Source organism: Armatimonadota bacterium (genome assembly GCA_018268395.1).
GTDB lineage: Bacteria > Armatimonadota > Fimbriimonadia > Fimbriimonadales > Fimbriimonadaceae > JAEURO01.
Window position 1 is genome coordinate 59680 of record JAFDWQ010000006.1, and the last position, 18684, is coordinate 78363.

Annotated in this window: 15 protein-coding genes; 5 read left to right on the forward strand and 10 right to left on the reverse strand. The window is 63.3% G+C overall.

What is annotated here, in order from left to right:
• Window positions 1-49: 49 nt before the first annotated feature.
• The 5 genes from JST30_11890 to metF form a co-directional block, all read right to left on the reverse strand.
• Window positions 50-1138 (reverse strand): redoxin family protein, encoded by a 1089-nt coding sequence (locus JST30_11890; protein MBS1715025.1) that lies wholly within the window; start codon window positions 1136-1138, stop codon window positions 50-52.
• A gap of 83 nt (window positions 1139-1221) precedes the next feature.
• Entirely contained in the window at window positions 1222-1911 is a 690-nt protein-coding gene (locus JST30_11895; GenBank protein MBS1715026.1) for a hypothetical protein, read from the reverse strand.
• A 21-nt stretch (window positions 1912-1932) separates the two neighbouring features.
• Entirely contained in the window at window positions 1933-3597 is a 1665-nt protein-coding gene (locus JST30_11900) for a B12-binding domain-containing protein (protein MBS1715027.1), read from the reverse strand.
• 41 nt (window positions 3598-3638) lie between these two features.
• Window positions 3639-4373, reverse strand: coding sequence for a class I SAM-dependent methyltransferase (locus tag JST30_11905; protein MBS1715028.1), 735 nt, complete (start codon window positions 4371-4373; stop codon window positions 3639-3641).
• A gap of 11 nt (window positions 4374-4384) precedes the next feature.
• A complete protein-coding gene (gene metF, locus JST30_11910; GenBank protein MBS1715029.1) occupies window positions 4385-5245 on the reverse strand; it encodes a methylenetetrahydrofolate reductase [NAD(P)H] in 861 nt (286 codons plus the stop codon).
• A 93-nt stretch (window positions 5246-5338) separates the two neighbouring features.
• On the opposite strand from metF, the gene JST30_11915 reads away from it, so the two are divergent.
• On the forward strand, window positions 5339-7270 hold the full coding sequence (locus JST30_11915) for a homocysteine S-methyltransferase family protein (GenBank protein ID MBS1715030.1): 1932 nt from the start codon (window positions 5339-5341) through the stop codon (window positions 7268-7270).
• Here JST30_11915 and JST30_11920 read toward each other — a convergent pair.
• A complete protein-coding gene (locus JST30_11920; protein MBS1715031.1) occupies window positions 7267-8019 on the reverse strand; it encodes an enoyl-CoA hydratase/isomerase family protein in 753 nt (250 codons plus the stop codon). The genes JST30_11915 and JST30_11920 overlap by 4 nt on opposite strands.
• A 75-nt stretch (window positions 8020-8094) precedes the next feature.
• Between JST30_11920 and JST30_11925 the strand changes: the two genes are divergently transcribed.
• Together JST30_11925 and JST30_11930 are read left to right on the forward strand one after the other, a co-directional pair.
• Window positions 8095-8700 carry a 2,3-bisphosphoglycerate-dependent phosphoglycerate mutase gene (locus JST30_11925; GenBank protein ID MBS1715032.1) on the forward strand — a complete coding sequence of 202 codons (606 nt, stop codon included), beginning with the start codon at window positions 8095-8097 and terminating at the stop codon, window positions 8698-8700.
• 5 nt (window positions 8701-8705) lie between these two features.
• A complete protein-coding gene (locus JST30_11930; GenBank protein MBS1715033.1) occupies window positions 8706-9137 on the forward strand; it encodes a hypothetical protein in 432 nt (143 codons plus the stop codon).
• On the opposite strand, the gene JST30_11935 is transcribed toward JST30_11930, so the two are convergent.
• The 4 genes from JST30_11935 to JST30_11950 form a co-directional block, all read right to left on the reverse strand.
• Complete coding sequence (locus tag JST30_11935) at window positions 9134-9679, reverse strand: peptidylprolyl isomerase (GenBank protein MBS1715034.1); 546 nt, start codon at window positions 9677-9679, stop codon at window positions 9134-9136. The two genes, JST30_11930 and JST30_11935, sit on opposite strands and share 4 nt — an antisense overlap.
• 35 nt (window positions 9680-9714) lie before the next feature.
• Complete coding sequence (locus JST30_11940) at window positions 9715-9882, reverse strand: hypothetical protein (protein ID MBS1715035.1); 168 nt, start codon at window positions 9880-9882, stop codon at window positions 9715-9717.
• An 80-nt stretch (window positions 9883-9962) separates the two neighbouring features.
• Window positions 9963-14444 (reverse strand): hypothetical protein, encoded by a 4482-nt coding sequence (locus JST30_11945; GenBank protein ID MBS1715036.1) that lies wholly within the window; start codon window positions 14442-14444, stop codon window positions 9963-9965.
• Between the two features lie 152 nt (window positions 14445-14596).
• Window positions 14597-15220, reverse strand: coding sequence for a hypothetical protein (locus tag JST30_11950; GenBank protein MBS1715037.1), 624 nt, complete (start codon window positions 15218-15220; stop codon window positions 14597-14599).
• Window positions 15221-15256: 36 nt separating this feature from the next.
• On the opposite strand from JST30_11950, the gene JST30_11955 reads away from it, so the two are divergent.
• Window positions 15257-16480: an MFS transporter gene (locus JST30_11955; protein MBS1715038.1), complete on the forward strand. Its 1224-nt coding sequence runs from the start codon at window positions 15257-15259 to the stop codon at window positions 16478-16480.
• A complete protein-coding gene (locus JST30_11960) occupies window positions 16477-18684 on the forward strand; it encodes a peptidoglycan DD-metalloendopeptidase family protein (protein MBS1715039.1) in 2208 nt (735 codons plus the stop codon). Before JST30_11955 ends, JST30_11960 begins: the two co-directional genes overlap by 4 nt.

Here is an 18684-nt window from a genome sequence, read left to right on the forward strand (position 1 = left end):
GAGGCCCCGGACCGTCGGATCCGGGGCCTCGCCACCGTTATGAACGGGCTTACTGTCCGCCCTTTTTCGCTTTCTTGAACTTTTCGAGACGGTCGCGGAGCTCTTCCTTCGTTTCAGCGTCCAACCCCCGGGCCGTGTCCAGAAGCTTGACGGCCTTTTCTTGGGTCGTGATCGCTTTGTCGATGTTCCCGCCCTTGAAGTAGCAGTAAGCAAGAGTGTCGAGGATGGTCGGATCTGCGCTCTTCGAAAGTTCGACCGCGCGTTCCGCGATCTTGACGGCGAGCTTGTAGTCCGCCTTCTTGTAATTGATCTCGTCGTCGACCAGGTACCAGGCCACGTTGTTCAGGCTCATCGCCTGATCCTTGATCAGGCCTTCCGAAAGCTTCTTCGCATAAGCGTTCGTGTCCGTAGAGCCCGTGCGGGCCATCAGCTCCAGCTTCAGTTCGCCGAGCATCTTCTCGCTCGACGGGGTCTCCTTGATGGCGGCGTCGAGTTCGGCCAGGGCACCTTTCGTGTCCCCGTTCTGCATCATTTCGGAGTACTTCTGCATGTGCGCCATGACCTTCTGGCGCTCGTCGGCTTCGCGTTCTTGGGCCTGGACAGCGGCATTGGCGTCGAACTTGCCCGCCACGACGTCGGCGAGGACGTCGCCCATTTCCATCGGATGGCCGATCCACGCGATCTTCGAGTCCTTACCCACCACGAACGCGGTCGGAATGCCCTCCTGCTTGGCCGCCTCCATCCAGTTTTTGGCCATGAACGCCGCCGACCCGTCGACCGCGACGTTGTAGTCCATTTTCGACCCCATGTCTGCGACGAACTTCTTCACAGCGTCCAGGTTGTCGGCGGGCCGCTCGAAGGAGTCGACGCCGATGAACGTCACGTCCTTGTGCTTCTTCGCCAGTTCGGTCAAATGCGGAATGGACTCGCGGCAGGGGCCGCACCAGGTCGCCCAAAACTCGACGACATAGACCTTTCCGGACTCGAACCCCTTGACGGGCTGACCTTTGACCCAGGTCGCGACTTTAAGTTCGGGGGCCTTGCTACCGACCTTCAGGTCTTGCGCGACGGCCATGGCGGAAAGAAGACCGGCCGCCGCAAGGGCGCCGATGATCCGAAGGGACGGGATCGGTTTCATAGTGACCACTCGTTGAGAACGTCTGATTGTGGACGGTCTTCTGGTTAGACGCTCGGTCCAGCCTCAAAAGTGCCGCAAGAGGCCTATGGCACCGGTTGGAGGAGGAACGAGCCCTTCTGCGCTTTCCACTTCGTCAACGTGAGCTTGAGCCGACCGGCCTTGATCGCCGGGTCTTTGGCCGCCATCTCGTCGATCTTGGAGCGCTCCATGTCCTTGAAGACGAAGATGCCCCGCAAGGTGCCGTCCTCCATCATTGGGCCGGCGATCAAAAGGGCGCCGGACTTGGCCATCGACGTGATGTTCGCCATATGGCCCGCTTGGACCGTCTTCGCCTCTTCGTCCGAAATCTTGGGCACATCGGCGGGCCGCTCGAGCGTCCCGAACCAGAAGTCGTCGAGGTCCATGAACGCGGTCCCCTTCTTTACGTAGTTCTTGGCGAAGAACCAGGTGTGCGTCTCGAGCTTCAGTCGACCGGCTTTGATCCACGGGTCGTCGGCCAACATCTCTTCTGCTTCTTTCGCTGTCTCGACGTCGAGGACGACAAGCCCTTTCCGCTTGCCCGGCTCTGCGAACGGGCCGACGACGAGCGCCTTTCGCGACGACCACAACCGTTCCAGGTTCTTGAGGTGGCCGGCTTGAAGCTCTTCGGGGTCGCCGACCTTGGGCCATTGTCCGTCCGGTTCGATAAGGAACACGAGCTGACCCTTGCCCATCTTGACCTCCGGGAGGTCTTGTTGCACCGAAAGGGAAAGGGCGAGGAACGGCAAGATCATGTGCCGATTATCCCATAGCCGCTAACGGACGTTAAAGTACTGCGCTTCGGGGTGGTGGACGATGATCGCGCTCGTCGACTGTTCGGGGACGAGCATCCACTCCTCGCTCAGTTCGATCCCGATGTCGGCAGGCTCTAAGAGGTCCATGAGTTGCCTCTGGTCTTCAAGGTTCGGACACGCGGGGTATCCGAACGAGTAGCGGGCTCCTTGGTAGCGGGCGCTAAAGAGGAGCCGGAGCTCCTCCGGCTCTTGGCCGTCGATCCCGGTCTCGTGGCGGATCTGTCGGTGCCAGTACTCGGCCAAGGCCTCGGCCGTCTCCACGCCCATCCCGTGCGTGTAGAGGTACTCCTGGAAGTCGCCTTCTTGAAACTGCTTCCGTTCCAGTTCGCTGACACCCGGTCCGACGGTCACGATGTGGAACGCGGCCACGTCCATGACGCCACTGTCGACGCTCTTGAAGAAGTCGCTGATGCACAGTCGCCGTCCGTCCCGTTGCCGAGGGAACGTGAAGCGGCACCGCTCGGTCCTCTGGTCGTCCTGATAGACGATCAGGTCGTTCCCTTGGCTCTGAGCCCAGAAGTAACCCCACTTTACGGCGGGACGGAGCACCGAGGCCAGTTCTCTTTGCTTCCGCTCGAAGACGGGGCGGACGTTCTCTTCGAGCCAAGCGGCGAATTCGGGGTTCGACATCCCGTCAGGTCGCCGGTACTGCCATTGACCTCGCCATAAGGCGACGGTGTTGATGTACTTGTACAGCTCGAAGAGGTCGAACCGGGTCGTCCTTTTCGCACCGTAGAACGGAAGCGTCGGAACGGGTGCGTCTTCGGACACGTCGCTGCGCGTCCCGTCGAACACGTACAGGGCGGGGTCGACCGTCCCGACGCGGTGGCTCGACGTCCTTGCAACCGCATCCTCGTCGGGGCCTTCAGGCATGGGTCCGTCCGAACCGATCTGCTCCATGAGGCGAAGCCCTTCGAACGCGTCTTGAGCGTAGAACACGGTCCCTGCATAAACCTGGCGCAGATCCTGCTCGACGTAGGCCCTGGTCAAAGCTGCGCCTCCGAGGATGACCGGATACTGGGAGAGTCCACGATCGTTCATTTCCAGCAGGTTGTCCCTCATGACGATCGTGCTCTTGACCAGGAGCCCGCTCAGGCCGATCACCTGGACCTGGTGCTCCCGCGCCTTGTCGAGGATGTTGTTGATCGGCTGCTTGATCCCGATATTGACGACCCGGTAGCCGTTGTTCGAAAGGATGATGTCGACCAGGTTCTTGCCGATATCGTGGACGTCCCCCGCGACCGTCGCGAGGAGGATCGACCCCTTTTCGCTCCCCTCCACCCGCTCCATCTTCGGTTCGAGATACCGCACCGCCGCCTTCATGACCTCGGCGCTCTGCAGGACGAACGGGAGTTGCATCTTGCCAGACCCGAACAGTTCGCCGACCGTCTTCATCCCTTCCAAGAGGATCTCGTTGATCACTTGGAGCGGCTCGTATCCGACCAGCGCGGCGTCGATATGGGATTCGAGGTTCTTTTTGGCACCGTCGACGATGTGCTTCTGAAGGGTCTGTTCGACCGTCAACCCCTCATAAGGGTCCACCGACGTGTCCACCGCCTTGACGTTCTCAAAGCGGGCCATCAGTTCGATCAGTGGATCGTACGTACAGACGGTCTCGTCGGGCATGGCGGCTAAGCTCCCGTTATGAGCCGAAGCGGCACGGACCTCTAGGCCCTTTCGGCGACGAACAGCATGTTCGAGGTCAAGACGATCCTCTTGTTGCCTGTTTCGGCAGCGTACAGCATCCGCATCGGGACCGTCCCAAGTTTCCAGACTAGCTTGCGGACCGCGCTCACAGCACCGTGGACGACGATCTCTTCCTCGTAGCACCGGACGTTTTCGAAACCTGCCGCATGAAGACACTGACGCATCGACTGGGGCGTGTACGCGAGCTCGTGGGTCACGTCGCCGTACCGGATCGTGGGGCCGAAGATGCCTTGTCCGTTAGGGACGCGCCCGATCAGACACCCCTTGCGCCGCAGGACCCGGGCGACCTCGTCGAGCGTTTCGAACAACTCTGCCCGCGTAAGATGCTCGAGCACGTCCATGAACACCGCCACGTCGAGCTTGCCGTCTGCGACCGAATGCAGATAATCCGAGAGCGTCCCTAACCGGACTTCCTCCAATCCTAGCGAACGGGCGACCGCGACCATCGCGGGAGACACGTCGACGCCTTCGACGTTCCCATAGCCGCGTTTTTTGAGGACGTCGACCAACGCTCCGTATCCGCATCCAAAGTCGACGATCCGGGCGTTGCGGTCGGACGGAAAATGTCTCTCGCACAGTCGCCGCAAGTTCCGTTGCTTCTTGCGAAGGCTGCCCCCGACGTCGTTCAAGGTCAATCGGGACGATCCCGAGGAAACGTAGTCGTCGTAGATCCGGGTCTTCCAGTCGACGGGCACGCCTCTGGCACCTACCTTCCCGTCAGGCTGACGCAGACCACCCGTGTCGACAGCGAGCGGTTTAAGGTGTAAAAGTGGATCCCTGGCGCCCCCTTGGCCAAGAGTTCCCTGCATTGTCCGATCGCCCATTCGATGCCGAGCGCCAGGACGGCCTGCTCGTCATCGGAATACTTTTCCAACCGCTCCATCAGCGCCGACGGCACGGAAGCCCCGCACATGGTCGTGAACCGCTTGAGCTGAGCGACGTTGGTCACAGGCATGATCCCTGGAAGAATCGGCACATCGATCCGTTGTCTTCTCAGACGCTCGACGAACCGAAAGTATTTCTCATTGTCGAAAAAGAGTTGCGTTATAAGGAAATCACAACCTGCATGCACCTTTTGGACCAAGCGTCGAAGATCGTCTTCTGGGTCGGGGTTTTCCGTGTGCCCCTCCGGATAGCAGGCCGCGCCGATGCACATGGACTGACCGTCGCGGATGTACGACACGAGTTCGTCCGCGTATCGGAAATCGGAAAAACCCTCGTCCGGAACGTCCTTCGGCGGGTCACCTCGCAGGGCTAAGACGTTGTCGACCTGGTTCGACGCCAGCGAGTCCAGAGTCGATCCGATCTCCTCGCGGGTGTGGCCACGGCACGTCAAGTGCGCGACGGCCTCGATGCCGATGGTGTTCTTGATGTGGCTCGCGATCTCCACCGTCCGGTGGCGGGTGCTCCCTCCGGCACCGTAAGTCACGGACACGAACCCAGGTCCCAGCTCGGCGAGGTGCTCGATCGTCCCGTACAACCGGGCTAGTCCGACGTCCGTCTTCGGCGGGAAAAACTCGAAGCTGAAGGTCGGCTCGGGACGCCGGAGGAGGTCGGACACGCGCATGTCTCGGGCCTCCACGAGTATAACTGACGGCTTCTCGCCCCCGGAGCGGCCGATCGGCGGTCAGGCTCGCCGTCGGGGTCCATAATGGGCACTATGGACTCCTCTTTCCTGGAAGCGCTCGGTTCGCGGGTGTTGGTCTGGGACGGGGCCATGGGCACCCAGATCCAAGCCGCCGACCTCGATGACTCCGCGTTCGTCCTCGATCCTTCAAGGGACTGGGCCGGGCCGGTCGCGGAAGCCGCCCGTTCCCTCGAAGGAAAGGTGCTCGAAGGGTGCAACGAGATCCTCAACCTGACGCGTCCGGACGTCATCGAAGAGATCCATGCCGCCTATTACGCGGCCGGAAGCGACATCGTCGAGACCAACACTTTTGGCTCGACGTCGATCGTACTTGCCGAATACGACGTTCCGGAGCTCGTCTACGAGGTCTCCTATACCGCGGCCCGGATCGCCCGACGGGCAGCCGACCGTTTCGAAGGCAAGTTCGTGTCCGGCAGTATCGGCCCTGGCACCAAACTCGTCAGCCTTGGGCACACGACGTGGGACGAGTGCTTCGAAACGTACCTGACGTCGTACACGGCGCTGCTGGAAGGCGGTTCCGACCTGCTCCTTATCGAAACCCAACAGGACTTGCTGCTCGTGAAGTGCGCGGTCTGCGCCATGAACGAGGCCATGGAAAGGACGGGGCGGCACGTCCCGATCATCGTCCAAGTCACGATGGAGCAGACCGGCACGATGCTCCTCGGCAGTGAAATCGGAGCAGCCCTGAACATGGTCGAGTGCTTCCCGAACGTCGTCGCGGTCGGATTGAACTGCGCGACCGGACCCGTCGAGATGGGCGACCACGTCCGGTTCTTGAGCCGTCATTCGACCCGACCGATCTCGGTCCAACCTAACGCGGGTCTGCCCGTCATGGAGGGCGGCCGGGCCGTGTACAAACTCACTCCCGGACAGCTCGCCGACCATCACCGGACGTTCGTCGAGGACCATGGGGTCGCCTTGGTCGGAGGGTGCTGTGGCACGACGCCGGAACACATCCGGGCCGTCAGCGAAGCCGTGAACGGCCTGAAGCCTTCAGGCGAAGCCCACTGGCAGAAAGTCCGTCGCCTCTTCCCTGGCTTCGACTTTGCGATGACGGAGCCGGCTCGAGCGGAGGCCCTGTCGCTTGTCGGGTGTTCGAGCCTCTACCAGTTCCAGCCGTACCGACAGGACACGAGTTTCCTGATCATCGGTGAAAAGACGAACGCTAACGGGTCGAAGGCGTTCCGCGAGATGTTGGCCGCCGAGAACTGGGAGGGCCTGACCGAACTCGCGAAAGAGCTTGAGGCTGAAGGTTCGCACGTCCTCGACGTGTGCACCGCTTACGTCGGCCGCGACGAGGTCCGCGACATGAAGACCCTCTTGCACCGCTACAACCGCCATGTGACGGTCCCGATCATGGTCGACTCGACCGAAGTGGACGTCATCGAAGCCTCGCTCCAGACGTTGGCCGGAAAGCCGATCGTCAATTCGATCAACTTCGAAGACGGCGAGACGCGCACCCAAAGGGTCTTGGCCCTCTGCCGCAAGTACGGGGCCGCCGTCGTCGCGCTGACGATCGACGAGCGGGGCATGGCGAAGTCGGTCGACGACAAGGTCGCGATCGCCGAGCGCACCCTCGATGCGACGCGGGCCTTCGGTCTTCCCGACCACGACGTCTTCTTCGACTGCTTGACGTTCACCCTCGGCTCTGGCGACGAGGAGTTCCGAAAGTCGGCCGTCGCCACGCTCGAGGCCATCCGTGAGATCCGTTCGCGCCATCCCAACGTCAACGCCACCCTCGGGGTCTCGAACGTCAGCTTCGGCCTTAAACCTGCGGCCCGGATGGTGCTGAACTCGGTCTTCCTCCAGTACGCCCTTGAGGCGGGCCTGACTTCGGCCATCGTGCACTTCAGCAAGATCCGGCCACAGAGCCAGGTGGAACCAGAGGTCTGGACCGTGGCTTCCGACCTGGTCTTCGACCGACGCCGGTTCGCGGTCGCCTAGTCGACGACGTACGTGGCCGGTCGCTTCTCCAGGAAAGCGCCGACGCCCTCTTGACCCTCCGCGCCCGCCCTGGCGACGGCCAGTTCCCGGGCGCTCCGTTCGAGGGGGTAAGGGCCTTCGACGCTCAGTTTCTTGGCTTTCGCCACGGCTTGCGGCCCGCACTTCAGGACCGAAGCGACGCGGTTCGCGACCCCTTCGTCCAAAGCATCGTCATCGACCACGTCGTGGACGAGCCCGATCCTCAGCGCGGTTTCCGGTCCGAACGCCTCTGCCGTCGTGAACAACCATCTGGCGTTCCCGTTTCCGATCTTGGGTAGGACGAAATTCGAGATCGTTGCAGGGATCAGTCCGAGCCGGACTTCGCTGAAACAGAACAGTGCCGAACGGCCGACGATCGCGACGTCGCTCGCCGCGACAAGTCCGCAACCGCCTCCGAACGCTGCCCCGTGGATCCTGGCGATGACGACCGCGGGGCAGTCCACCATCGATTGGAACAGGCCCGCAAGCCGCATCGCGTCCTCGACGTTCTGTTCCTCTGTGTAACCGGCGGCCTTACGCATCCATTCCAGGTCCCCGCCCGCGCAAAAGGACTTCCCTTCGCCGGCGAGGACGACGACCCTTGTCGAGTCGTCGACGTCACGAAAGGCCGAGGTCAAAGCAGCGATGAGTTCGTCGTTAAAGGCGTTGCGGACGTCGGGCCGGGCTAGAGTCAGCCGGAGGACGGAACCGTCCCGTTCGGTCTTGAGCATGCCTCAGTATGCCCGTCTCGAGAAGCCAGAGCCGGCCCGGTCGGGCTAAGCCTGGGAGACGGTAACCTGCACTCAATGCCGAAGCTCGTCCTTGTCCGCCACGGCCAGTCGCTATGGAACCTTGAAAACCGCTTCACAGGTTGGATCGACGTCCCCCTGACGAAAGTCGGCGAGCAAGAGGCGAAAGCCGCCGGTGAAAAGCTGCGAGGCACTCCGATCGACGTGGCCTATACCAGCGCCCTGAAGCGGGCGCAACGGACACTCGACCACTTGCTGGGCGCGATCCCGCTGGACGTCCCCATCATCAGCGATAAAGCTTTGAACGAGCGCGACTATGGCGACCTGAGCGGCCTCAACAAAGACGATATGAGGCAGAAGTACGGCGAAGAGCAGGTCCACATCTGGCGTCGGAGCTTCGATGTCCGTCCGCCGGGCGGCGAGGCTTTGAAGGACACGGCCGCCCGGACTTTGCCGTTCTTCGAGCGGGCGATCATGGGCGACGTCCGCCAGGGCAAGAACGTCCTCGTCGTCGCCCATGGGAATTCGAACCGCTCCATCGTCATGGATCTGGAGAAAATGAGCCCCGAACAGATTTTGGCCCTTGAACTGCCGACCGGCGTGCCGCGGGTCTACGAACTTGAAACCGACGGGCGCGTCGTTTCCGTAACGGATATGCGGTGACGCCGGTGGAACCTAAACCCTTTGTCCCGATGTCGCCTGAGGAGTATCAGGCGAACCAAGACAAGCAGCAACTCGACTTGCTCGTCGTGCTCTGGTACGTCAACATGGTGTTCGGCCTGATGCCGGGCTGCCTGGGCGCGGTCTATGGTTCGATGGGGTCGTTGTTCGCGTTCCTCCCGACGAAGGGGACGACTTCCGGAGACGTCATGATCACGGCCACGATCTTTGGAGGAATGGGGATCGTTCTCTTGGCGGTTTCGGTGTTGCTGATCGGTCTCAGCTTTTTTGCGGCGCGCTCGATCCGGGACCGGAAGAACCTGACGTTCGTGATGGTCGTGTCTGCGCTCAACTGCCTCCACATGCCTTTAGGCACGGGCTTGGGCGTGTTCACGTTCATCGTGACCTCACGCCCGACCGTGAAAGCGCTCTTCCGCTAGCGCTGGCGCCGGATCCTAAGGATCCTGTCGCCCCGTTCGATCTTGTCGACGACGGCGAAGCCCCGTACGACTTTGCCGAAGACCTCGTACATTCCGTTCAACCTGAAATTGTCCTTCAGGTTGATGAAGAACTGACTGTCGCCGCTGTCGTCCATGGGAGATTCGAGGGCCATTCCGACGGTGTACTTGGCATGGGTCAAGTCGTTGATCTCGTACTTGACCGTCTTGCCGCTTCCCTTTTCACCGAGGCCCGGAACCTCGCCGAATTTGCCCTTGTTCTTCCGCGCGAACGCTGTGCTGACTTTCTTCGACGTGGGGTCGCCCGTTTGGACGACGAAGTCGTCGACCTTGCGATGGAACATGATGCGGTCGTAGAACTTGTCGTCGACCAGCTTGATGACGTGAGCCACGAGGTTGGGCGCCTGCCCGGCGTCGAGTCCGATGGTGAACGTGCCGCGGCCCTGCACGACGACGTCGACAAGAGTGAGCGTTTCGGGCGCGGTCTGAGCGAGCGCGCAAGCCATGGTAAATGCGGCCAGCATGGGCTTAGTCTAGCCCCTAGGACAGCGACTTGGCGCTAGGCGCTCTCGTACGACATTTCGAGCGACTTCAGCCGCTCGTCGATCGAATCCCGGATACTGTCCGGCGAGTCGGCAGAACCCGCTTGGCCGGCCCGGTCGATCAGGCTCGCCGAGATATAGCCGGCGGCGAATCCGATCAGCAAGATAGTCAGGTTCTTGGCCACAGACTTCTATTTTGGACCAAAAAAACGGTGCCAGGCCCTGATCTTGGGCCCGGCACCGTCTTCACGGTCGTCGTCCGGCTTTACGGATCGACGTAGAGGTTTCCGGACGTGGATCCGGCCGAGGACGTCGCCGTGAACTGCACGGCCACGGTCCTCGAGACCTTGCTCGTCTCGACCTGGAAGTTCGCGGAGAGTTTGCCTGCCGGGATGGTGAGCACGCCCGAACCCTTGACCCTCGCGTAGTTGGTATTGCCGCTCGTCACCGTGACGGTGATCCCGCCCGGAGGCGCCGGCCCGTCGATCGTGACGGTACCGAGCGAATTACCTCCACCGTTCACCCTCGGCGGGTTGAAGGTGAGGTTACCGATGCCCGGGGACCGCACGATGACCGAGCCCGTGACCTGAGTCGGGAAGAGCTTGGCCGTGACCGTGACCGCGGTCGTCACGGCGACGGCCTTGGTCGGGACCAGGAACGAGAATTGGGACAGTCCCGCCGTGACGGTGACCGAAGCCGGGATCGAGATGATCCCTGCCGGAGCCGCCGTCAGCGTGATGACCGTACCGGTCGTCGCCTGAGTACTGAGCGTGATCGTCCCCTTCGTCGTCAGGCCACCAAGGACCGTAGACGGGCTGAACGAGAGGCTGAGCAAGGCAGGCGGGTTGACCGTCAGGACCTTGCTGTCCTTCACGAGGGCGGAGCCGACGACCGAGATGGTCGTCTTCTTCTGCACCGGAGTCCGGCGCGTCAGACACGTGAACTGGACGCTCGACTGGGCTTCCGGGACCACGATTTCCGCCGGGACGGTCGCCGCGCTGGTGTCGCTCGACGTGACCGACAGGGTCAGGCCTCCAGGAGGCGCCGGCCGTGTCAGCGACACCGTGCCGGTCGAGTTCTGCTGGAACCCGATGACCGTCGTCGGAGACAACGTCAGAGTGGCCTTGATGCCGCGAACGATCACCGTGCGGTACTTGTCGCTGAATCCAGGCTTGGTCGCATGGATGTTGGTCGTCGTGTCCGTGTTGACGATCGACGTGTTGAACGTGAACGAACTGCTCGTCGTCTGGCCCGCAGGGATGGTGACCTGCGTGTCGGACAGCGTGCCCGCGTTCGCGTTCGAGTTCGACAAGCTGACCGTCAGCCCGTTCGGGCCGGCCGGCCGCGTCAGTGAGACCTGACCCGTGATGACCGTGCCCGCCGTCACGTCGGTGCCCGGCGACAGGACGATGTCCAGGATGTCGATCGGGTCGATGTTCAGCGTGCCGTTAACGGACGTGCTGCCGTCGTCGGCCTTCAGGGTCGTGAACCCGCTGGAGATGGTCAGCGGCGCGGTCACCGTGAAGGTGATCTGGCCGGTCTGGGCCGGGACGCTGATCTGGACCGGCAGGGCCTGTCCATTGATCTTGGCGCCCGCGTCGCCTGCGACCTGACTGATCGTCACCGTCCTCGCCGATCCGGTCTTACCGAAGAACCGGACGGTCGCGGTCGAATCGTCGCCACGGTTGACGCGGCTCGGATTGAAGGTGAAGTCCTTCAGTGTCGCGGGGTTCAACGTGACCGACTTGGTCTTGTTGACTCCCAAGAACGAGGCCGTGACCGTGGCGGTCGTGGAGACCGGCACGCCCATCGTCGGGATCGTGATCTGAGCGTTCTTGGCGTTCTGCGGCACGACGACCTGCGGCGGGTTGGGCAGCAGGATGACGTCCGGCCGGTCGGTGCTCAAGATCACCGGGAGTCCGCCTGCTGGGGCGAAGTCGGTGATGTTCACGCTGACGACCAGGTTGTTACCGCCCTGGGTCACCTGCGGGGCGACCGACATGTCGGACAGCCACGGGAGGATCGTGAGGCGGGTCTCTTTGAAGTCGTTGTCCAGGATCGCCTTGATCGACGACGTCTGGTTCGAGACCACCGGCAAGGAGTAGATGGTCGCGCTCGCGGTCGTCTGGCCTTCCGGAACGACGATGTCCGTCGTCAGCAGCGAGGAGTTCGGGTCGAAGGACGTGGCCGTCGCGTTCGAGGTCGTCAGCGTGATGCTGACGCCGCCTACCGGCGCCGGGTCTTCCAACGAGACCGTGATCGTCGACTGGGCGTTGAACCCGCCCGGGATGGACGTCGGGGCGACGGTGACGCCCGTCAACCGCGGCAAGACGACGCGCGCCTTGATGATCCAACCGTTCGAGAGGGCGAAGTCCGGCTGGTTGCCAGACGGCTGTCCGACCTCCAGGTTGGACTTGAACGCGTTAGCCGTGATGAACGGCGGGATCCCGATCCCGTTGTCCGTGCTCGGCACAGGCGGCTGCTGGTCCGGGTTGTTCCAGACGACCTGGCTCCAACCGCCGATCCAGCACCCTCCGAAGTTGTCGACGTAAACGTCGGTGACGCGGTCTTCCGTGTCGTTACCGATGTAGGTCGAGTACTGAAAAGCCGAACCCGCCGGGTTCATGACCGAGATGAAGCCGTCCGTCGTCGACGGAGGGTCTTGGTCGGGATCGCCGACGTTCGCACCGTTGACGGAAGTGTCGCCACCGTCGTAATCAGGGTCCTCGGCTGTTTCCGGGTCACCGTTCGCACGGTCGGTCGTGACGATGCTGCCTGGGATCGACGGCGAAGCCGTGAACAGGCCGGTGATCGTAAAGGCCACGACGCCGCCGACGTAGCAGTTGCCGCGGCCGTCGACGGCGAGCGCCGTCGGGAACACGTTGCCCGTCGACCGAAGGCCGGTCGAATAGCCCAAGGCGCTGCCGTCCGCCGTCAGCTTCGTCAGATACATCTGGTTCGTGCTGAAGTTCTGGTTGTAGGCGCCCGGAGTGCGTTGGAAGTTGAAGGACTTCGTGAAGCCCGTGACGAAGACGTTCTGATCGGCGTCCATCGCGACGCCGTTCGCCGAATCGTCGTCAGCGCCGCCGAGCGTCGCTGCCCAATACGTCGTGCCGTCCTCTTTGACCCGGACGACGAAAGCCGTCACGTTCTGCAGCCACCGGCCGCCTTGGAAGACGCCCGTGACGCCATCGAAGACGCCCGGGGTCGTGCCGAACGAGGGGTCGGCGGCGAATCCCGTGTCTTCGACGCCAGCGAAGGTGACCGTTCCGACCACGGCGACTTCGTCGAGCTTGTTGACGGTCATGTTGCCGATGTTGACGTCGACCTTTCCGGCGACCATCAGCTTGTAGCCGACGTTGCCCGAGGAGTCGAGCTGCATGACCCAACCCGCTTTCTTCGCGGCCGTAGTGGTCGTCGGGAGATAGTTGACGAACCCCTGTCCGAGAAGCGTCGTGACGTCGGAGTTGCCCGCGACGTAGACGTGGCCCGAGGCGGTCACTTGGATCTTCTTGAACGTCGCGGTCGTCAGTGCGCCCGGCTCGTTGATGTACCGGACGAAGTCAGGCGTCACCGATCCGCTACCGAACGTGAACTTGCCGACCCAGGCCCGGACGCCCGCGCTCTTCACGTTCACGGCTCCGGCAAAGTCGGCCGAGTTCGTCGTACCGCCGATCCAGAGTGCCCGGGTGTCCTCGTCGAAACCGATGCCGAGACCGTTGTCCGTGCCGCTCCCGCCCATGACGGCGGAGTAGGTCACGGTGTAAGCGTTGCCGTCCATCTGGTTGATGAACGTGTCGACGCCCTGGACGTTGAACTTGTCGTACGGTCCGGCGCTGACCGGGAAGGTGATCGAACTCGTGGACCCCGCCATGTAGAGCGTTCCGTTCGATTCGGCCGTCACGGCGTTGACGCGCTCGTCAGGGTTCGGCTGCTGGGGATACGGGTCGCTGCCCACGTAGCTGCCGAAGATGCGCGGATCGATGACGAGGGGAAGGCGCGGATCGTAGGCACCGAGCTGGACCTTCACGGTGCCGTTCGCCGTTTTGTAGAACGAAGCGTCCACGTGGCGGGCCGAGTTGCCGACCGGCTGGTAGACCTTGAGGTCGGCGATGTTCAGGTCGCCGATCGAAGTCTGAAGCGTCAGCTTCTTTCCGTCCGACGTCATGCCCTTCGCTCCTTGGAAGGACATCTCGATCAGGTTCGGGTTGGCGCCCGGGTCGACGATCAGGTCGTATCGGACGTCACCGTTCAGGCGGTAGTGGCGCGTGTGGATGCCCGGGTAGACCGACTTGACGACGGCTTCCTGGTAGCTGTGGACGTTGCGCACCGTCTTCCCCGGAAGGAAGTAATCGGTCGAACCCTTGGTCGGGCCATAGGCTTGCGTCAAGGACCGCCCGGAGCCGCCGACGAAATTGACGGCGACGACGTTGCCTTTGCGGCGCAACCGGTCCTGACCGGCGACCTTGTCGTAGTCTTTGAACGGCGAAGGAGCCTCGTACGGCTTCCCGCTGTCGACATATTTGTACTGGTCGACGACGAAACCGTCGCCGGTGACCCAGTAGTCCAGTCCTGGCGATTGCGACAAGAACTTCGCCCGGGCGTCCCACTGGCCGCCGTTCTCTTTGAACGTGGCGACCGCGCGGGCCCGGGCCGCATCCGTGCCCTTGTCGGCTTGCGCCACGGCCCCCATCGAGGCCAGGGCCAGTAGCCCGAGCGCTGCATACCTAGTATTAGTCCACTTCATCGAATCCGCTCCACTGCGCGCCGTGCGATCCTACGCGACGCCACAATGCCCCGACAGACAGGCTGTCGGAGTGCCTTGTGATTATAACTCAATGAGCAGACGGGCGCGCACGGGTGAAATGTTCGAAAAAAGACGTCAAGCCGTCGCAGGGTTCAGAGCGGTCGCAACGGTTCCGGGCTCAGGAAGGCCGTGTTGTCGTAAAACGGCAACCCCATGGCCCGGGCGAACGCCGCCGACCGAGCGACCAAGGGGCCCGCATGCGCGTTCAAGGCCGTTCCGACCGTCGCACCGACGACCGACTGACTCACGATCAAGGGCGGCAACCGGCCTCCCTTCCAATACAGGACGGTCCGGTGCACGGTCACCGATCCCATACCGCGAGAGGGCGCCTCGGTCAACGCGACGACGGCGTCGATCTCCGCGAGAGTCCCCTTGGTCAACCTCTTGAACAACCCCTGACCCTCGAGCCGGACGTACGTGCGGGATCGAAGGTCGACGGACATCCGCTCGTTGGACAGGAGAGCCCAAAGACCGGCCATGAACACGGCGGCCCCGAGCCACGTCCTTTGGACCGGCTCGATCGGAAGCGGCGACACCGGGAGCGTCGAAAGCGGACCGAGGACCAAGCACGCCCAGACGAGGAAGTCGTACCACCTTGGTGGCGCGAACACAAGCCTGGTCTCCCCTGCGGTCCGTCCTTCCAACGGCGTCTCCAACCCGACTTTCAAACGAGGGCGGGGCCGGCCCTGCCTCTCGCCCGGGCGGTGCTCGTACACGAGACGATTGTAGTCGCGCCGGGCCACAATGGGCGGATGGCATGGACGAAGGCGCACCGGCTCGTGCTCCTTGTCGCCTGGCTTGGCTGGACGTTCGACGTCATGGACGCGGCGATCTTCAACCTCGCCAAGCCGCAAATGGTCAAGGAGTTCCTCGGAAGCGCCGAAGCGTACGCCGCCCATGGAGCGTCGGTCGAAGCCCAGATCCTGAACGTCTTCCTGATCGGGTGGTCGATCGGCGGCGTGCTCTTCGGATGGGCCGCCGACCGCTTCGGCCGCGTCCGCGTCCTGGCCTTCACGGTCCTGCTCTATTCCGTCTTTACGGGGCTGACCGCCCTTTGCCGCGACGCCGGCCAAGTGGCCGTCTTACGGTTCCTGGCCGGGTTAGGGATCGGCGGCGAATGGGCGGCCGGGGCCGCTCTGGTCGCCGAGTCGGTCCCTGAATCCACTCGGGCCAAGGCCGCCGCTTGGCTGCAGACTGCGGCGGTCGTGGGCCCCGTCCTCGCGGCCGTTGCCAACCTCGCCCTTGCCGAAGCCGGTTGGCGCGCCCTGTTCCTCGTCGGGTCCCTGCCCGCCGTCTTCGCCGTCGTCGCCCGATTGGCGCTACGCGAACCCGCTGCCCCAGCGTCGGATCCGCAGGAGCCTGTACACGGCCCTGCCGGGCCGTGGCCATGGAAAAGGATGGGTGTGGCCCTCGTGCTGGGTACGGCGGGTATCGCGATGGCTCAGAACGTCTCGTTCTGGCTGCCGAACTTCGTCAACGCCCTCAGCCCGGGAGTGACGGCCCTCGAAAACAAGTCGCGCATGCTAGCGACCACCATGTCGTTCCATGTCGGGACGCTCATCGGAGTCTTCCTCGTCCCTTGGCTCTGCGACCGCCTCGGAAGGCGCAAAGCGTTGCTGCTCTGCTTCCTGGCGAGCCCGCTCATGGTCGTCTTCGTCGCCATGACTGCAAAGTCGTACGTGTCCTTGCTCATGCTCGCGCCACTGATGTCGGTCTTTTCGATCGGTATCGGGGCCGGGTTCGTCCTGTACTTTCCGGAGCTGTTCCCTCGGGCGTTCCGGGCGACGGGAGCCGGGCTGGCTTACAACGGCGGACGGATCCTGGCAGGCCTCTTCCCACTCCTTACCGCGCAACTCATCCAAGGGTCGAAAGGAGACGTGGCCAAGTCCATCGCACAGACTTCGGTCGTCCTCGCGGTCGGCGCTTTAGCCCTCCTGTTCTCCCCGGAGACGCGAGGTCAGAGGCTCCCGGCATGAACGTGCGGGGCCTCGAACGGCCGTTCGGAGTACCCTATGAGGCTGTGAAGTCCACCGCCGTGGCCCTCATGTGCCTGACCGGAACCTTCGCGTCGGCACAAGCGCCGCTCGTCGTCCGCGTCAAAGATACGCAGGGGAAGACGTCTCTGTGGCTCGTCCGAGGCGGCTCCAAGTCACGGATCGCCGACGCCGACGACGCGACGCCCCTCTCGTGGTCCCCGGACGGCCGGTGGTTCGCCATAGGACGCCAGGCCGCGAGCGGAAAGTGGCGGCTCAGCCTCGTCGACACGACCGCGGCCGCGCTCACGCCCGTACCTCTCGACGGCGAACGGTCGCGGCCCTCCTGGGCGCCGGACGCCAAACGCTTCGTCACCGAGTCGTCGAAGGGACTGGAGACGGTCGACCTGTCCGGTTCGGAGCCGAAGGTCACGTCCGTCCTCCCGACGGGCTCTTCGCCGGCTTGGAGCCCGAGCGGAGGGCGCATCGCTTTTCTGGCAGCGAAAGGCGCCAAAGGCGTCTGGGTCGCAGGTGAGGACGGCTCGTCCGCGCATGCCGCTGAGAGGACCCTGTCCGGTCAAGGACTGGCCTGGTGCCCGGACGGTCGCGTTCTTTCGATCGTGGCTTCGGGCGCCAAGCCGAAGCAGATGAAGCTTTACGTGGCCGCCGCGAACGGGCAGGGCATGAAACCTGTCAAGACGGTCGACGGACCGTTCCACGCTTGGTCTCCGAACGGGCGCGCCGTACTGTGCGTCGCAGGAGGGCAATGGGGCCTCGCAGGGGTCAAGGACGGTTCGTGGTTCGGGCTCGGACTGGATCCGAACGTCGCACCGGACTGGGTGAATTCAGACACGGTCGTCGGCGTCGAAAAGGGCCGACTGGTCGAAGTCGACCGAAAGACGGGAACGTCCAAGAGCGTCGGCGGCGTCCCTGAAGGACGGGTCGTCGGCTTCAGCCGGTGCCGCGGACTCGTCCTCGACGGCAAGTTCGACAGTCCGTTCGGGACCATGCCCGTCCCCAACCTGGGACGCATACGTGTCCAAGGCACCGTCCAAGCCGTCGACCCCGATGAACTCGTGGCCACCATCCGCGTCTGGTCCGTCACGACTTCGGACGGCATGGAGCTCAACTTGGCCAAGTCCGTCGAGCAGGAGGTCCAGATCCTGCCGTCTTCGAAACGTCAGGGCCTTTCCGGCGACAGCCCCTTGCAGGTCACGGACTTCGTCCAAGAGTCAGAAGTCGCCGTCACCCTTTTCGGTTCGAAAGCGGGCGTGGCCGGACCGCTCGCCGTGGACAGGGCGTACATCCCGAACGCTTGGGTCGAGTCCTTGTCCCCCGAATCGCTCCGGACGAGCACGGCCCCCCGGACGTTGGACTACGACGGCGTCTCGATGGACGTCGTGACGGTTTCGATGGACTTTCCCGTCGTGGGCAAGGTCAACTGGTCGGACACGTTCTTGGCGGACCGTGACGGAGGCAACCGCCGGCACCACGGCCAGGACCTGATGGCGCCGAAGATGCGTCCCCTTGTCGCGGCGTTCGACGGCACTGTCTCCTTCAACCGCTCGGCCAAGGGCCACAACACGATCACGCTGCGGGGTGACGACGGCTGGACCGTCGTCTATATGCACGTCAACAACGACCGTCCGGGCACGGACGATGGCGGTGGAGGCGACCGCTACGCGTTCGCGCCTGGACTGAAGTCCGGCGCTAGGGTCAAGCGCGGCCAACTCGTGGGCTACTGCGGCGACAGTGGGAACGCCGAAGGGACCGCACCGCACTGCCATTTCGAACTCCATGACAGCGTGGGCGGCGGAGTCCTTAACGCGACGCCGTCCTTAAAAGACGCCGAGAAACTCGAAGCTCCCGTCTACTATGCTCCCGCACCCGACGAAAAGCCGGAGGAAGGTGAAACACGTTGGGACGGCCAGATCGTCCACGTCGACACCGACCGCAAGGTCCTGACCCTCGAGTTCATCGGTGAACTGACGGCGGACGGTACGGCCCGGTCGACGCTCGCCCCGAAGCTGGTCTACGTGAGTCTGGGATCGGGTTGCGCCCTGAACCTCCGGTCTGGACCGGAAGCGTCCAGGGCGTTCAACGATCTCAAGCCGGGCCTGTTCGTTTCGGTATTCGGAAAGGCACCGGGCCCGGACCAGGCGATGACGGCCCGACGTGTGGCGATCGGGCTGTCGGTCGGCGAATAG

What these genes read in the sequence shown, in the direction of transcription:
- JST30_11890 (MBS1715025.1), bottom strand. Translation starts at nt 1,138, where the DNA reads ATGAAACCGATCCCGTCCCTTCGGATCATCGGCGCCCTTGCGGCGGCC.
- JST30_11895 (MBS1715026.1), bottom strand. Translation starts at nt 1,911, where the DNA reads ATGATCTTGCCGTTCCTCGCCCTTTCCCTTTCGGTGCAACAAGACCTC.
- JST30_11900 (MBS1715027.1), bottom strand. Translation starts at nt 3,597, where the DNA reads ATGCCCGACGAGACCGTCTGTACGTACGATCCACTGATCGAACTGATG.
- metF (MBS1715029.1), bottom strand. Translation starts at nt 5,245, where the DNA reads ATGCGCGTGTCCGACCTCCTCCGGCGTCCCGAGCCGACCTTCAGCTTC.
- JST30_11915 (MBS1715030.1), top strand. Translation starts at nt 5,339, where the DNA reads ATGGACTCCTCTTTCCTGGAAGCGCTCGGTTCGCGGGTGTTGGTCTGG.
- JST30_11920 (MBS1715031.1), bottom strand. Translation starts at nt 8,019, where the DNA reads ATGCTCAAGACCGAACGGGACGGTTCCGTCCTCCGGCTGACTCTAGCC.
- JST30_11925 (MBS1715032.1), top strand. Translation starts at nt 8,095, where the DNA reads ATGCCGAAGCTCGTCCTTGTCCGCCACGGCCAGTCGCTATGGAACCTT.
- JST30_11935 (MBS1715034.1), bottom strand. Translation starts at nt 9,679, where the DNA reads ATGCTGGCCGCATTTACCATGGCTTGCGCGCTCGCTCAGACCGCGCCC.
- JST30_11945 (MBS1715036.1), bottom strand. Translation starts at nt 14,444, where the DNA reads ATGAAGTGGACTAATACTAGGTATGCAGCGCTCGGGCTACTGGCCCTG.
- JST30_11955 (MBS1715038.1), top strand. Translation starts at nt 15,257, where the DNA reads ATGGCATGGACGAAGGCGCACCGGCTCGTGCTCCTTGTCGCCTGGCTT.
- JST30_11960 (MBS1715039.1), top strand. Translation starts at nt 16,477, where the DNA reads ATGAACGTGCGGGGCCTCGAACGGCCGTTCGGAGTACCCTATGAGGCT.